The following is a 15995-nucleotide window of genomic DNA, read 5'->3' on the forward strand; positions in this document are numbered from 1 at the left end:
TCATGGTGGTATGGGGTATGTATCCGATTATCCAATAGAGCGTTTTTATCGTGATGCCCGCATTACTCAAATTTACGAAGGAACAAATGAAATTCAAAGATTGATTATTTCTAGAAACGTGCTTGATGAAAATTAATATGCCTGTGCTGTGCTAGGTTCTGCGAGTCTCGTTTGGTTTTCAGTTTTAAGCTTGTTGATTCGGTTCGTGGTGCTGAGAAAGTATGTAATATTCATTTTTGCTTCGCAGTTTTAAGAAAATTATCACTTTTGCGAAGGAAGCAGGGTTTTGTGCATCCTTTCCAAGGATATTTGTTGGCATGAAACTTGCAATATTAATAAGTGAGGAGGGATTACATTATTCAATTTTTTATTTACAGAAGCAAGAGTATTTTCAGAAAAGTGATAAAGAAATTTGCCAGACTAGACAAAACGGGACAGAGAAGGGATCACTTTAAGACAGGTGTAGAAGAAGCTAGGCGAAATGGGTGTTAGTGATGCTCGAATTATACGGGACATCTGAAATTCAAAAGAAGATTATTTCTGTCTAATTAAATCGGAAATATCGATAATGAGGAGGAATTCATAATGGTCTATCAAAATCTATTGCTTGAAAAGGAAAATCAGATTGGCATTATCAAAATTAATCGTCCTGAAGTAAGAAACGCCCTGAATAATCAAACGGTTACGGAAATTTTATTTGCATTGGAAGAGTTAGAGAATGATAAGGAAATAGGAGTTATTGTTTTTACCGGAGTTGGTGATAAGGCATTCGCAGCGGGAGCTGATATTAATCAGCTTACGACCAGGAAATCAATCGATGCATTCAATAATGGAAGTATGACTGAAGTGTATCGCCGCATTGAAAATAGTAAAAAGGCAACCATCGCTGCTATTAATGGGTTTGCTCTTGGAGGTGGAAGCGAATTAGCAATGAGTTGTGATATTCGGATGGCATCTGAAAATGCAAAATTCGGTTTACCTGAGTTGAATTTATCGGTTATCCCAGGTGCTGGAGGGACGCAGCGATTAACGAGAATCATCGGTAAGGGTCGAGCGATGAATATGATTTTAACAGGGGAATTCATTTCCGCGAGTGAGGCAAAAGCGATTGGTTTAGTGTCAGACGTGGTTCCATTAGAGGAATTGATGGATGCTGTCTGTGAAAAGGCTGAACGAATATTGGCAAAAGGACCGCTTGCTGTTCAAATGGCCAAGCTTGTTGTTAATCGAGGGTTTGAGGTTGATATGGATACTGGATTACTGATTGAAACCTTAGCCCAAGCCTTTTTGTATGGAACAGAAGACAAGGTAGAAGGAACGAGAGCTTTTCTTGAAAAAAGACAGGCATCGTTTTCAGGGAGCTAAATGGGGAAACGAATTTTATTCACTTAATCTTCTTTGTCAGAAGACGAGCCTCAGATGAGTAAAGCAGTGTAGGATTTACGGGCTCCTTTTTTACAAAAAATAAGGCTGAAAAGATTGCAATATATAACTCTTATAAAAATAAAAGGAGATGTTTACTAATGATAAAAGAACTAACGTACAACGATATTCAAGTAGGAGATATGGAATTTGTCACTAAAACGATTACAGACTCTGATATCATTCAATTTGCTAATCTGACTGGTGATTTTAACCCGATTCACATTGATGAGGAGTTTGCTAAGAAAACACCTTTTAAAGAAACAATTGCCCACGGTCTTTTAACAGGTAGTTTTATTTCTACAGTTATTGGAATGAAGCTCCCTGGAGTGAATTCTATTTATTTGTCCCAAAACTTCAAGTTTACTGCTCCTGTTAAAATTGGGGATACGATTAAGGCAACTGTTGAGGTAGTAGAAAAAAGGGATGATAAGAAAATTATTAAGTTAAAAACGCAAGTATTGAATCAGCACCAGAAGGTAGTGGTAGATGGAGAAGCAGTTGTTATGAAACTATAGAAAGAAAGCAAGAAGAAATAGGATAGGGATTCCCTCGTTTAATAGTTCAATCACAGGACAACATAATTGTTTTACGTTAGCAAGGATCCAAGATTGGATACATATATCCAACGAAAATGGACAGACGCAAATGAATATCTACGTGATTATGCGGAGGAATTCCAGAAAACCATGATTGACATAGGAGTTTAATAGTGCAATGGGAGGAATTCACTTCCTCCTATTTACTTCAAAAGTTTGTCATTGGAGGGACGAGAAAGAATGTTATCATTGTTGAATTTACTTGTTTTCCTAGCTGTGGCTGGATATGCAGCCTATTTGTTTATCAATCTTGTATACACCCGTTATTTATTTATCAAGCTTGGCAAAAAAGCTGAGTTTGAACCAAACCTTAAAGAACGAATCAATCTGATATTAATCAACGGTTTTGGTCAGTCCAAATTATTTAAAGACAAGAAAAGCGGTTTGATGCATCTAGTATTATTTTATACCTTTTTTATCATTCAAATAGGACTCATAGAACTTATCATAAAAGGGTTTATTAAAGGCTATGAATTTCCTTTTGGTGAGGGGCATAAATATTTCAGTCTTCTGCAGGAGTGGGCTACATTCCTTATGCTGTTGGCTGTTGTATATGGATTTTACCGCCGTTATGGGGAAAAGTTAAAGCGATTGCAATGGAAGCGTGATGGCAAAGCTGCTTTTGTCTATATCGCTTTATGTACGCTAACCTTATCTATCCTGCTTACACTAGGATTCGAAGCAATTATGTTAAATCATGAACCGAATCTGGCTTATGCCCCTTTTTCTGGTGCTATTGCGTCATTATTTTCTGGCATCGGATCAACGGCAGGAACTGTGTTGTTCTACGTATTTTGGTGGGTTCATATGTTAACGGTCTTCACATTTCTGGTGTTTGTCCCACAGTCCAAGCAATTTCATGAGTTATTTGCCATGGTCAATATCTTTTTTAAGAAGAGCGGACCTGTTGGGAAGTTAAGGAAGATTGATTTTGAGGATGAGACGGCTGAAGAGTTTGGTGTCGGAAAAATTGAGAATTTTACTCAGCATCAGCTGATTGATCTGTACGCATGTGCAGAATGTGGACGATGCACGAATATGTGCCCTGCTTCAGGAACGGGAAAAACGTTATCTCCAATGGATCTGATTGTGAAGATGAGGAATCACTTGACAGAAAAAGGAGCAGCGGTTACTTCTAGAGAACCGTGGATGCCGGCTTTTGCTTTTAAAAGCAAAAAAGGGAATCAATTAGCTTTAGCTGAGGCCGGGCTTCAAGAAGTAGCAGCAGCGAGCGAAGGTGTGAGTTTAATTGGAGATGTTATTACAGAAGAAGAGATTTGGGCATGTACGACATGTCGTAACTGTGAAGATCAATGTCCAGTGATGAATGAGCATGTAGATAAAATTATCGATTTACGCCGTTATCTTGTCCTAACAGAAGGAAAAATGAATTCTGATGCTCAGCGTGCTATCACAAATATCGAACGTCAGGGAAATCCGTGGGGACTTAATCGAAAAGAACGTGGGGATTGGCGTGAAGGACGCGAGGATATTCATGTTCTAACTGTTAAAGAAATGGAGAAGTCCGGAGAAGAGTTTGAATATTTATTCTTTGTCGGATCCATGGGTTCCTATGATAACCGTAGTCAAAAGATTGCCCAGTCATTTGCTCGTATCATGAATGTGGCAGGCATTTCATTTGCTATTCTGGGGAATAAAGAGAAAAACTCAGGTGATACACCAAGAAGACTAGGAAATGAATTTTTATTCCAGGAATTGGCCAATGCCAATATTGAAACATTCCAAAAGCATAATGTGAAGAAAATCGTAACGATGGATCCACATGCCTATAATACGTTGAAAAATGAGTACCCAGAATTTGGTCTTGAAGCAGAAGTATATCATCATACAGAATTGTTGGATCAGTGGATCAAAGAAGGAAAAATAAAATTCACAAAAGAATTAAATGAGGTCATCACTTACCATGACTCCTGTTATTTAGGGCGCTACAATGATGTATACGACCCGCCACGGGAAATATTAAAAGCGATTCCAGGTGTAAAACTTGTTGAAGCTGGCCGCAACCGTGAAAATGCTATGTGCTGTGGAGCTGGCGGTGGTATGATGTGGACGGAAGAGAATACTGGAACACGTATTAATATTGCAAGAACAGAACAACTTCTTGAGACAAAACCAACAATGATTGGAAGCGGTTGTCCATACTGCTTAACGATGATTAGTGATGGGGTAAAGGCAAAAGAAGTTGAGGGGACAGTAGAAAACTATGACATCGTTGAAATTTTGGAAAAAGCATTGTGAGTTATAGAATAATAAACTTAATTAGCGAGAAAAGAACGTAAAAAAATAGATTATGCCAGGGAGTTTCCCGGGTATGATCTATTTTTTTTACTATTATATTAAATAATTTCTTACTGACTTCAGTCTTGAATATCTTTTAACTTGAGGGTCTTTTTTCGTTTTTTTCGTGATATTTATGATTTTAAATGAGATAAATTGATTAATTCAAAGTAAATTAGGAGGGAGAATTATGAAAGCTATAGTTCAAAACAAATATGGTCCACCTGATATTCTTGAATTAAAAGAGGTCGAAAAACCTATTCCTAAGGATAATCAAGTACTAGTAAAAGTTCATGCAGCATCGATGAATTATGGTAACTTGGTTCTTTTGAAAGGGGAACCGTTTTTAGCCCGCTTTGCTTTTGGTCTTCTGAAACCAAAATACTTCATACCCGGGGGTGATATAGCAGGTCGGGTGGAAGAGATTGGGACAAACGTTAAGCAGTTTCAACTAGGTGATGAGGTTTTTGGAGACCTATCTGGTTGTGGTTGGGGTGGTTTTGCCGAATATGTATCGGTTCCTGAAAATGCATTAGTACCAAAACCATCTAATATGTCTTTTGAGGAAGCTGCTGCAGTACCTATGGCGGCAGTCACAGCTTTACAGAGTCTACGGGATAAAGGCAAGATTCAAGCTGGGCAAAAGGTTTTGATTTATGATGCCTCTGGCGGTGTGGGAGCGTTCGCAGTACAGATTGCTAAATCATTCGGGGCCGAGGTAACTGGAGTGTGCAGTACGAGAAATGTAAACATTGTGCAATCAATTGGTGCGGATCATGTTATTGATTATATGAAGGAAGATTTTACCGAGAGAACGGAGTGTTATGACCTGATTCTTGCTGCTGATGGATATCAACCGATTTCAGTGTATAAGCGTGCATTAAGTCCAAAAGGAACTTTTGTTCACGTCGGAGGTTCCGGAGCTCAAATGTTCCAAGTCATGGTTCTGGGGCCGTGCATTTCAATAACCGGGAGAAAGAAAATGAGTAGCTTTTTGCAGAGGCCAAACCAAAAAGATCTAGTTGTTATGAAAGAACTTCTTGAGACCGGTAAAGTAAAACCTGTTATTGATAGAGGTTATAAGTTGAGTGAAGTTCCCAAAGCTTTCAAGTATTTTGAAGAAGGACATGCTCAAGGAAAAGTCGTCATCACTGTGTGAAGAGTGAATCCGTGTTTTTTGTTAGTATTAGAGACTGTATATGTCACAAAAAGGCAACTGAACCCTTTCGGTTGTTGCCTTTTTACGTTTTTCGACTGGTATCTTGTAAACTTTCAAATGAGCAGTTAAAATTTTAGTAGGGTTAATTTGGTTGTTTTTAATATAAATGGATATTAATAGGTCTAATTACTCATATAAACTACTATTCTATTATAAATTGAATTCAATCAAATTTCCTCTGATGTTTTTTATAGTACATAACTAAAAAGGAGGAATTTGTGTGAGAAGATGGAATAAAGCCTTTCTTTTCATTATTTTGTTAACGTTTATGTTTAGTACGTTAATTTGTCCATTGAGCACAAGGGCAAATGCAATTGAAGTTAACAAAGAAGCAAATGTAAACATTGATCGGGGTGAATTAACCAAATTTGTGGATGATTTTTTTAGCAATGAACAGGTGCAAAAAAGTGCTCCTGGCGCAGTAGTAACGGTTGTTCAAGGAGATCAAGTTCTTTTAAACAAAGGCTACGGGTATGCTGATGTTGAGAAAAAAACAGCGGTCAACCCAGATGAAACTCTTTTTCGTGTAGGCTCTGTTACGAAAACCTTTACGGCGATGGCGCTTTTGCAATTAGTGGATCAAGGTAAAGTGGATTTGGAAGAGGATATCCGAACCTATTTCCCGGAAATCAAATTTAAGAATCCGTTTAAAGAACCCGTTCGCGTAAAGCATTTAATTTTGCATAACACCGGCTTTGAGCCTCGTGAGGTAAAAATAGACGACATCCACGGAGATTTTGAAACATATTATCCATTAGAAGATTATGTTAAGGGGAACTTCCCGCCTGTTATTAGAAAGCCGGGTACATCCTACATGTATGACAACTTTGCATCATTACTCCAAGGTTATCTTATTGAAAAAGTTACCGGTAAGCGCTATGAAGATTATATGAAAGAAAATGTATTCTCTATTCTTGAAATGAACCATTCTCATACTGTATTTAGTCCGGATTTACTGAAAAATCTAGCGACTGGATACGATCCTGTTTTAGGAAAGCCAATTCCTGTTTATAACGTGAAACCTACTAATCTACCAGATGGAGGAATGTTTACGACAGGAGGGGATATGGCGAAGTTTATGATTGCTCAATTAAACAGTGGGACATATAAAGGCAAGTCAGTATTGAGCGAAAAGAGCATCCAATTAATGCATAAATATCAACAAATGATTCATCCGAAATTTCCTGATACTACTTTAGGTTTTGAAGCCCCTTATTCTTTAATTAGCAATGAATACGTTGTTAATAAAGGGGGAGATATCCCTGGATTCAGCTCCGACGTTTGGCTAGTTCCTAACAAGAAAATAGGTGTTTTCCTTTCCGGTAATATGATGGGCGGTCCGAGATTAGAGTTTTATAACGCGTTTATGACTAAATTTTTCCCACAGGAAGCACCAAAATATCAATATTTAAAAACCTCAAAAAAGAAACTCGAAAAGTTTGCAGGGTTCTATAGAGATCTAAGGATTAAGACATTCGTTACAGAAGTGAAATCCGTTGGAAATGGAAAAATACAAATAGCTCATTCCGTTTTAGGGAAAAATACTTTCCGACAAATCGAACCGTTAGTGTTTGTCGATAAAAATGGCAAATATCTCATATTCCACGAGACTAAAGGTAAAATAGATTACTTGAAATATGGTGGAGATGTTAGTTACGCTGAGAAGCGTTCTATTAAACCTTTTAAGGACGTTTCAACAAAAGATCCATATAGCAAATATATCCAAACACTTCAAATCCAAGATGCTCTTGAAGCAAAGAAGGATGGCACATTTGGTGGAAAAGAATCGATTAAAAGGGCTGAATTTTTAACTGTTTTATTAAAAGCAACGAATATCCAACTATCGAATAACCCTGTTCGTTTTACAGATATGAAAAATCATAAAGCAAAAGCTGTTGTCCAAACAGCTGTAGAGTATGGGATTGTAACATCTACTTCAAAAACATTTAAGCCAAATGCTGCAATAACTCGTCAGGAAGCTGCAAGCTATATATATCGGGTGCTTGTCCTAAGCGGAGTCCAGCCAATGGATGCAAAGTTATCTGGCTCCACTGATAAATGGGCTTTAGACAGTGTTAAAACTATTGTGGCATTGAAATTATATGGACCTGAAATCAAACCGAAAAAAGATGGAACAGTTAATTATCAATCGAAAAAAATCATGAAAAGACAAGAAGCTACTGCATTAATTGCCAAAGTTATTAATGTAAACTTATAGAGTATTCTGAAACAAAAACTTCATTCATCTGTTGTGAAATATGTATTTCAATAAGAATACGGGTTATAAACATAAGAGCTAAATTTCCCTCTTCATTAAAATACAGAATAGATCTATCTATGTACTTTAATGAAGAGGTTATTAAATGTAAGCGCGGTAGAAGATAAAATCCTTAAAAATCTAATCTAAAAAGCAGCGAATGATTATTTAAAGTGAGGGGCGAAGTAATGAGTATACAGGGAGTTATTTTAAGCCTTACTGTTTTGTTATCTGGAACACATATAGATGTTCAAGAGACCCATCCGATAATGAAATTTGAAGAAATAAATGCTCAACAAGTTTCGGTATCTAGCAAGCTGTCTCCGAAACAAGCTAAGGCTGTCATTGGCAAAAAAGCAACAGCAACAGTTGAGGCTATTAAAAACAAAAATATGAAACAATTAAAAACTATGATTCATCCTGATAAGGGAGTTAGGTTCTCTCCCTATACGTATGTGGACAAAAAATCTGACCTTGTATTTAAGCCTTCTCAAATAGGAAAGCTCCCAACCAGCAAGACCGTTTACACATGGGGGGCATACGATGGCTCAGGTAATCCAATTAAGGCGACGTTTAATCAGTACTACCGTAAATTTATTTATGACCACGATTATAAAAATATAAAAAAAGTCGGGTATAATCAAACGATAGGGAAAGGAAATACGGTTAACAATATTCGTAAGGTATACCCAAACTCCATTGTGGTTGAATATTACTTTGGAGGCACTAAGAAATACAGTGGTATGGATTGGTCCAGTTTGAAGCTAGTTTATGAGAAAAAAGGCAGCAAGTGGTACCTTGTAGGTATTGTTCACGATGAATGGACGATTTAACTATTGGGTAAAAACCCTTCAATACACATGCTTATTATAGTGGTAGGACTCTTAAAATACTCTTTCTTGAATCAGAATAGATGGAATGCCTGCTGCGGTGAATGTCGCAGTTTAGTTTAAGTATATTAGAAGCCGATTATTTCAGTAAAAGGAAATCTCTATTTTATCTTTATGAATATCTTCCGTTCCGGCATCTAAAGCAGTCTTGTAATATAAGCATTTATGTTCGATGAGTTCCATTGTTTTTTTAGTTCTTCCATCTGTGTTTCTACAAGTGCTTTTCTTTCTATAAACATGTCATATCTTTGTTGCAATGTGGAATCCCCATCAGAACACCAATCAATGAAATTTTTAATTTCCTTAATAGACATCCCTGTGGCTTTCAGACATTCAATCACCTTTAAAGCACCGATATCAGATTCCTTAAACAATCGTGTTCCGCTAGGTGTCCGTTCTACAAAAGGCATAAGCCCTTCCTTATCGTAGTAACGCAAGGTATATACGGTAAGATTTAGTTCATTTGCCACTTCGCTGATAGAATATGTCTTCATCATTTATCTCCTCTTTTTATAGGTGTAGACTTCGAGCCAACTCTATGTTGTAAGGGGATTTTATCACGGTATTTTTTTGAATGTCAAAGTTGTCCTATAGGGAAAGTGTAAAATAGCTTTGGCATTAGGGCTATACTTACTTTTTAAAAAATGTAGTTAGCTATAGGCTAGATTGATAGATAATCTGAAACTTGTATGGCTGGGGAAATTTTTAAAAGAAATATAAACTAATTGCTTGACCTAGAGTTAACTATAGGGATTAACATAGTTTTGTAAGAGAAAAAAGTTGGGATAAAAATGAATGAAGGGGAATTGTAACTTGAGTTCTTCATTTATACCGGAATAAGCGCATTCTCTTGAAAAATATAAATTAATAGGAGGATTTTTTTTTATGATAATTGCTAAAGCACGAGCTGTTGACGGTCCAGACAAATCGTTCCGAGCTGCTGAAATTAAACGACGCGATCTTGATTTGCATGATGTTCTAATTGAAATTAAATATGCAGGAATATGCCATTCTGACATCCATACTGCACATGGAGAATGGGGCCCAGTGAACTATCCGCTCGTACCTGGACATGAGATTGCGGGAATTGTCACGGATGTAGGAGCTGAGGTCACAAAGTACAAGGTCGGTGACCGTGTAGGGGTCGGATGTATGGTTGACTCCTGCGGCGAATGCGACAACTGCCGTAAAGGAGAAGAACAATACTGTCTTAAAGGAAATATCCCTACCTATGCTGGTGTTGACAAATATGGCGAGCCTACTCAAGGCGGCTACTCTACTCACATTGTTGTAACGGAGGGCTTCGTAGTCAGAATTCCTAATAGCATTGAGCTTGATGCCGCAGCACCATTACTATGCGCAGGTATTACGACATATTCTCCACTAAATCATTGGGGAGCTGGCCCAGGTAAGAAAGTAGCTATTGTTGGTATGGGTGGTCTTGGTCACATGGCTGTCCAAATTGCACATGCCATGGGTGCAGAAGTTACCGTCCTGTCACAAACATTGAGTAAAAAGGAAGATGGTTTGCAATTGGGCGCAGACAACTACTATGCCACAAGCGATCCGGAAACATTCGAGAAACTTGCTGGTACTTTTGATCTGATCATTAACACGGTAAGTGCAAAAATCGATATTAGTGCTTACCTCTCATTGTTAACGCTGGATGGAACTCTAGTGAATGTTGGTGCGCCAGCAGAGCCATTGTCATTAAATGTGTTCTCTCTCATCGGTCATCGCCGTTCCTTTGCAGGTTCAATGATTGGGGGCATCCGTGAGACTCAAGAAATGTTGGGTTTCTGTGCAGAACATAACATTGTTCCTAAGATTGAAGTCATTTCAGCCGACCAAATTGATGAAGCCTACGAACGCGTATTAGCTTCAGATGTGAAGTATCGATTCGTGATTGACATCAGTACAATGTAAGTTGCGTAAATGATAGGTTCTACTGGTAATTTTGAGGATAACCCAAAAGCATAGCTTTTGGGTTATCCTTTTTTATTCTGGCTCTTTTTAGAAAAAGCCAGGATAATACAAAAAATTAATCAATGTGCTTGTCTTATAGTTAACATATAGATTGTAAATTCAATTATATGAGTATTAAAGAATGGTGATGCTTCTATGGTAACTATGATTTTACGGAGATAAGTAACAAGGGGTGGTGTAAGAAAAGTAATTTGATATGAGATTAATGAATTCAAAAATATCCGGTAGGGGAGGTGATTAGTATTGGAATCATGGCAAAAGAATGGAGGATTTTGTTAGATAAGAATTGTATAGTTTACCTCCCATAAATAATCTCTCTAAATTTAGAGGAAGAGAGCGGATGATTCATAGAGAGGTGCTTCAAGTAGGAATATTTTTTATAATTCAATTAAAATGAATACTTTTCATTAAACTATCCCCGCTTACTCATGGAGATTCTCGCTTATTTTTTGATAAAATGAAACAAGCTGGCATCTGCAGAATACAGTCACCAGCTTGTTGATTGGCTTTTTCTTATGTTGTAACTAGCTTTTAAAAGATATTTATATATAGCCACTTTCTCGCTATTTACACCACTTTGTTTTGATTCTCTCCAACTTCATTCTCTTCACTTTCAGTGTGATAATAAGCATGCTTTTCCTGAACAAACAATACTGCTATTCCCCCAAGAACCGCAGCCATGGCGATGACGGTAAAGTTCATCTGAGAAGATAAATTCATCGTTAATAGGATACCAACAAATGTAGGTGCAAAGATGCCGCCGATTCGTCCGAATGCCATGGCAGCACCGACTCCGGTTGAACGCATGGAAGGTGGGTAATATTGAGACACAAAGGCATTACTGATATTTTGGACACCAACAGATGCGGCTCCAATCATTCCGATTAACAGATAAGCTAGTAAAATATTTTTGGTTAAACCAATACAAGAAAGGGCAATAGCTCCTAAAATATAAAGTGGAATCATTACCTTTTTAAATCCCCATTTATCCGTTAACCTTCCAAAAATAATCGTTCCGAGGACAGCCCCAACATTCATAATTGCTACGAATACCAAACTGGAGCTTAAGCTATACCCAGCCTGAATCATTAATTTGGGCAACCATGTATTCATCGCATAGATTAAGACAAAGCAGGAGAAACAGGATATCCAGAACATGACCGTGCTAAGAGCACGTTTCTTTTCGAAGAGTTTTACTAGCGGAGAGCCTGGCTCCTTTGCTGCTGGTTTTTCAAATTTGGCCGTACTGCCCAGCTTAAGTTCAGGATTGACTCTATTGAGGATTTTCCTCATCTCTTCGTCTTTTCCTTTGGATAAAAGAAAATTCGCTGACTCCGGTATGCTTCTCCAAATAAGCGGAAGCAACAATAAGGGTAAACCTGCAATCCAGAAAATCGGTTTCCATCCCATAGCAGGCAGAATAGATTTACTGAGGAGTGCTGCGACAATGGCCCCGATGGAATAGCCGCAGAAAATGAAAGAAACCATTGCTCCCCTAATTTTTTTAGGAGCATATTCGGTCGATAAAGCAATGACATTTGGCATGACACCGCCAAGTCCCAGCCCCGCAATCACCCGAAGTACAGTAAACACCATGGGACCTTCTGCGAATGCAGAAAGCGCAGTGAAAAGGCTAAAAATTGTGGTACAAACTAATATGATTTTTTTTCTACCAATTTTATCTGCTAATAGTCCAAACAACACAGCCCCTAGAGCCGTCCCGGCAGCTGTATAACTCCCGATTGCTCCTGCCGTAACAGCTGATATTTTCCATTCTTCCATTAAAGAAGGTACAATAGATCCATAGATGACTACATCGTATCCATCCATAAGAATAATAAAAAAGCACCAAAAAATAATGGAAAAATGGAAGGAACGAAATCGACTGTTGTCAATTGTTTGACTTACATTTAAAACGTTCATTTCGTTCACTCCCTAGAAATATGGTGTAAAAATGCTGAAATGCCTAAACGCGTTTATGTACTAAAGTTTAAAAGTAAAAAAATATTACTTGATATCAAAATCAACAATTATACTGTCTTCTAAGCCAATTTCTTTCAAATAGGAGACAATTTCCTGGTGTGCAGGATGGGGGCCGTAGTTTTCTAAGGAAGCCCTATCCTTAAATCGGACGGTTAACCCAACTTCATATCCCTGACTTCTGTTTGAGAAATTTTTGCCTTGCTGAATATCCAATATACCTGGAATTATTTCTTTCAGCAGTAAGGTCTTCCTGATTAACTCTTCCTTTTGCTCACTTGTTGTTTTCTGTGAAAATTTGATTAACACAATATGTTCAACCATAGTTGCACCCCTATTTACTATTTAGTGTATCTCGGTCAAAGCCGGCAATTTTTTTATATTTATTAGCGATATCTTCGAGTTCCTGTTGAGTAATGACATCATCTAAACTTTCAAAGCCGTTAGGTGCCCGTTCTTCGACGATCTGCATCACCACTTCTGGTCCATTTTTTCGATTCGTTAAGACAATATGGGCTGTTGGTTCAAGTCTTGCTTGTTCATAAGCTTTCAAAGCAAGTTCTGCATTCGGTTGCTCTAAAACCGCTTGTCCTAATGCATCCGCATCAAGGATAGCCTGTGAAGCACCGTTTGATCCTATTGGATACATTGGGTGTGCAGCATCTCCCAGTAAAGTTACGCGCCCGAACGTCCATTGGGGTAGAGGATCACGGTCGACCATCGGGAATTCATAAACGGCATCTGTGTTCTCGATCAATTCCGGCACGTTTAGCCAGTCAAAATCCCATTTAGAAAAGGCAGGTGCAAATTTTTCCTTATCTATTTCCCGATTCCAATCAGCACGGGAAGGCATTTCATCATCGATAGTAAGTTCAGCAATCCAATTCACAAGGGACTTTCCGTTTGCTGCTGTATCCGGACAAACTGGGTAAGCAACAAATTTTTGATCTTGGTATCCAGCCATTATCATCGATTTTCCTGTTAAAAAAGGAGTTGATTCGGTGATACCCCGCCATAAAATCCGGCCGCTGAATTTTGGTAGCCCTTCATTTGGATAGTAAAATTTACGAACAGCAGAATGGATGCCATCCGCTGCAATCATGATATCTGCACTATAAGAACCTATATGTTCACCCGTTTTTCTATTTTCAAAATGGGCTGTCACCGTGTCACCAAACATTTGAAATGATTTTAGATGGTGTCCAGTGAGCACTGCTTCCTCACCCAATTGTTCTTTGACTGCTTTTAGCAGCAGCATTTGCAGACGTCCACGATGGATGGAATACTGCGGCCAGCGGTAACCAGCATTCATTCCTCTATCTTCCTGCCAAATTTCCTTGCCGAATTTGTTTACATAAATGAGTTCCGCAGTAGGTAAGCCCGTCTGTTTAAGCTCTTCTTCCAAGCCCAGCTCTGTTAGAACTCTTACAGCATGAGGCAAAAGGTTGATTCCGACCCCAAGCGCTTTAATAGTTTCCACACTCTCAAAGACTTGTACTGACACACCAATGCGGTGAAGTTTAAGAGCGGTGACAAGTCCGCCAATTCCACCGCCGACGATTATCGCTGTTTTGATATTAGACAAAATAATCCCTCCATGATGAAAAAAGATATAATGCTTAATTTAACAAAAGATTCAGTATTTTCTTATTATTACATAAAATTTAGATATATCAATATAAAAATTATTAATATATTAAAAAAAATTGTTCCTATAACCGAAATTTTTGAGGAAGGAGATGAATGGCTGTTTTTTTATGATCATCCGACATATCTATGACCTGTCATTTTGGCGTAAGAAGAAGTTTTTTTGCTAAAAGGAAGTAGTTAGTTGGGTAGAACCGCCCCTTATGCGTTGGGAAACATATATGTTGCTTACGGTGGGAGTTTGGTTGTTAGAGGATAACTACGGTTTGTACACCTAGAAGCATTTACTTCGTTTCTTCAAGGGTATTCTGTACAGCAAGAACCTCCCTTCTCAAGCGTGAACGCGATAGGAGGGGGAGGTTCATTGATGCTTGTTTTGTCATAGCAGTTGGCTAACAAGATATATGGCTACTGCCCATATGATGAGCGCTGATACTTTATTAATTATTTTTAAAACTTTCCCTTTTGTATCAAAGTTGCCTACTATCTTCCCGCATACAGCTAGGCCGAGAAACCATAGCCATGAGACGGCTATACATGCAGCTGTGAATGCTATTTTTTCTAGACCAGTATAGCTGAGGGAACTCGTTCCAATGACACCGACTGTATCAAGAATGGCATGAGGATTCAGCAAGGATACAGACATGGCAAACATAATCTGTTTCTTAGGCGGCATGGCTGTTTCTTTTTGACTTACATTTGCAGTATCACTATTCCAAATAGACCATCCCATATAAAGAAGAAATACAATTCCAATGGAAAAAATCCCTATCTGTAATGCTGGAACTGTTAGTACAATAATAGATATTCCTAAAACTGCTAATAAAATAAGAAAAGTATCGCAAAGTGAAGCGGTGATAATCACCGGAATCGCCCCTCTTAACCTTGATTGAGAAGCCCCTTGGTTAAAGATAAAGATGTTCTGCGCTCCAAGAGGAAGAATTAATCCAAAGGCTAGTATCATTCCATGAAGTAATGCTGATAACATGATGTCCTCCTATTAATATCAAGAAAAGGCGATAGTATAGAATAAGCTATGTAAATCATTCATATGCTTTTTCAATCCAGTGATTTTCTCACTGTTTATACGGGGTATGTCTCTGATCTTGATTGTTCATCAATAGTAAAAATGATTTTCATTTTTTCCTTTAAAGAAAAGGTTGTTTCGGTATCGTCATAATAATACCTTGTCCTTTATATGTAAATAATATTTTTTGAAAATAATAGAACGGTTAATGAGTGTGTGGAGTTATTTTCATTTTTTCTATGAAGCTTTTAATCGTAGTAACACCCCAGTGATGTCCTCGATATAATTGAATCACTAGCTAACTAGAACTACATTTAAAATGAAAAGAAAAATCAGAACTTGCAACATATGATGTATCGAGAGAAAGAAAAGTTAAAAGGGGGGATAAAACAAATGAATGAATTCTTTGTAGGTACAATCTTATCGAGTGTAGGGTTTCTATTTGTAGGTACAGTATTATGGTTGTTGATTATCATTTCAGTCATTTTGCTTTTATGGGGAGTTCTAAAAAAGTCTTGGAAAGGGTTTTTCTTTAGCGGACTCCTCATTTTAATTCCAGCCATCATTTTGTCTACTCAAAAAGGTTTCTTTATCTTGTTTTTATTTCTGCCATTATTTGCTTTTGTAATTGCTTATCTTATGAAAACTAGAACGTAAATAATAAAGTTTA

The 15995-nt window shown here is 37.8% G+C and carries 13 protein-coding genes and 1 pseudogene; 9 read left to right on the top strand and 5 right to left on the bottom strand.

What is annotated here, in order from left to right; genetic code table 11:
• From D1953_RS13845 to D1953_RS13875, 7 genes are all read left to right on the top strand, one after another.
• Window positions 1-136 (top strand): acyl-CoA dehydrogenase family protein (locus D1953_RS13845; RefSeq protein ID WP_281271554.1); only part of this gene is annotated, 136 nt, incomplete at its 5' end.
• A 449-nt stretch (window positions 137-585) separates the two neighbouring features.
• Complete coding sequence (locus D1953_RS13850; RefSeq protein WP_119117791.1) at window positions 586-1365, top strand: enoyl-CoA hydratase/isomerase family protein; 780 nt, start codon at window positions 586-588, stop codon at window positions 1363-1365.
• A 158-nt stretch (window positions 1366-1523) separates the two neighbouring features.
• On the top strand, window positions 1524-1940 hold the full coding sequence (locus D1953_RS13855) for a MaoC family dehydratase (RefSeq protein ID WP_119117792.1): 417 nt from the start codon (window positions 1524-1526) through the stop codon (window positions 1938-1940).
• Between the two features lie 261 nt (window positions 1941-2201).
• Window positions 2202-4280, top strand: a complete 2079-nt coding sequence (locus D1953_RS13860; RefSeq protein ID WP_119117793.1) for a (Fe-S)-binding protein — start codon at window positions 2202-2204, stop codon at window positions 4278-4280.
• Window positions 4281-4509: 229 nt separating this feature from the next.
• Window positions 4510-5478, top strand: a complete 969-nt coding sequence (locus tag D1953_RS13865) for an NAD(P)-dependent alcohol dehydrogenase (RefSeq protein ID WP_119117794.1) — start codon at window positions 4510-4512, stop codon at window positions 5476-5478.
• 280 nt (window positions 5479-5758) lie between these two features.
• Entirely contained in the window at window positions 5759-7756 is a 1998-nt protein-coding gene (locus tag D1953_RS13870; RefSeq protein WP_119117795.1) for a serine hydrolase domain-containing protein, read from the top strand.
• A 227-nt stretch (window positions 7757-7983) separates the two neighbouring features.
• A complete protein-coding gene (locus D1953_RS13875) occupies window positions 7984-8628 on the top strand; it encodes a hypothetical protein (protein ID WP_119117796.1) in 645 nt (214 codons plus the stop codon).
• 141 nt (window positions 8629-8769) lie between these two features.
• Here the strand turns inward: D1953_RS13875 and D1953_RS13880 are convergent.
• Window positions 8770-9179, bottom strand: a pseudogene (locus tag D1953_RS13880) (MerR family transcriptional regulator).
• A 391-nt stretch (window positions 9180-9570) separates the two neighbouring features.
• Between D1953_RS13880 and D1953_RS13885 the strand changes: the two are divergent.
• Entirely contained in the window at window positions 9571-10611 is a 1041-nt protein-coding gene (locus D1953_RS13885; protein ID WP_119117797.1) for an NAD(P)-dependent alcohol dehydrogenase, read from the top strand.
• A gap of 627 nt (window positions 10612-11238) precedes the next feature.
• On the opposite strand, the gene D1953_RS13890 is transcribed toward D1953_RS13885, so the two are convergent.
• From D1953_RS13890 to D1953_RS13905, 4 genes are all read right to left on the bottom strand, one after another.
• A complete protein-coding gene (locus D1953_RS13890; RefSeq protein ID WP_119117798.1) occupies window positions 11239-12594 on the bottom strand; it encodes an MFS transporter in 1356 nt (451 codons plus the stop codon).
• A gap of 84 nt (window positions 12595-12678) precedes the next feature.
• Window positions 12679-12975: a Dabb family protein gene (locus D1953_RS13895; protein WP_119117799.1), complete on the bottom strand. Its 297-nt coding sequence runs from the start codon at window positions 12973-12975 to the stop codon at window positions 12679-12681.
• A 10-nt stretch (window positions 12976-12985) separates the two neighbouring features.
• Window positions 12986-14236, bottom strand: a complete 1251-nt coding sequence (locus D1953_RS13900; RefSeq protein ID WP_119117800.1) for a flavin-dependent oxidoreductase — start codon at window positions 14234-14236, stop codon at window positions 12986-12988.
• Window positions 14237-14677: 441 nt separating this feature from the next.
• Entirely contained in the window at window positions 14678-15286 is a 609-nt protein-coding gene (locus D1953_RS13905; RefSeq protein ID WP_119117801.1) for a LysE/ArgO family amino acid transporter, read from the bottom strand.
• A 432-nt stretch (window positions 15287-15718) separates the two neighbouring features.
• Between D1953_RS13905 and D1953_RS13910 the strand changes: the two genes are divergently transcribed.
• Window positions 15719-15982 (top strand): hypothetical protein, encoded by a 264-nt coding sequence (locus D1953_RS13910; RefSeq protein ID WP_119117802.1) that lies wholly within the window; start codon window positions 15719-15721, stop codon window positions 15980-15982.
• The last annotated feature ends 13 nt before the right edge of the window (window positions 15983-15995 follow it).

Source organism: Peribacillus asahii (assembly GCF_003570725.1).
Classification (GTDB): Bacteria; Bacillota; Bacilli; order Bacillales; family DSM-1321; genus Peribacillus; species Peribacillus asahii.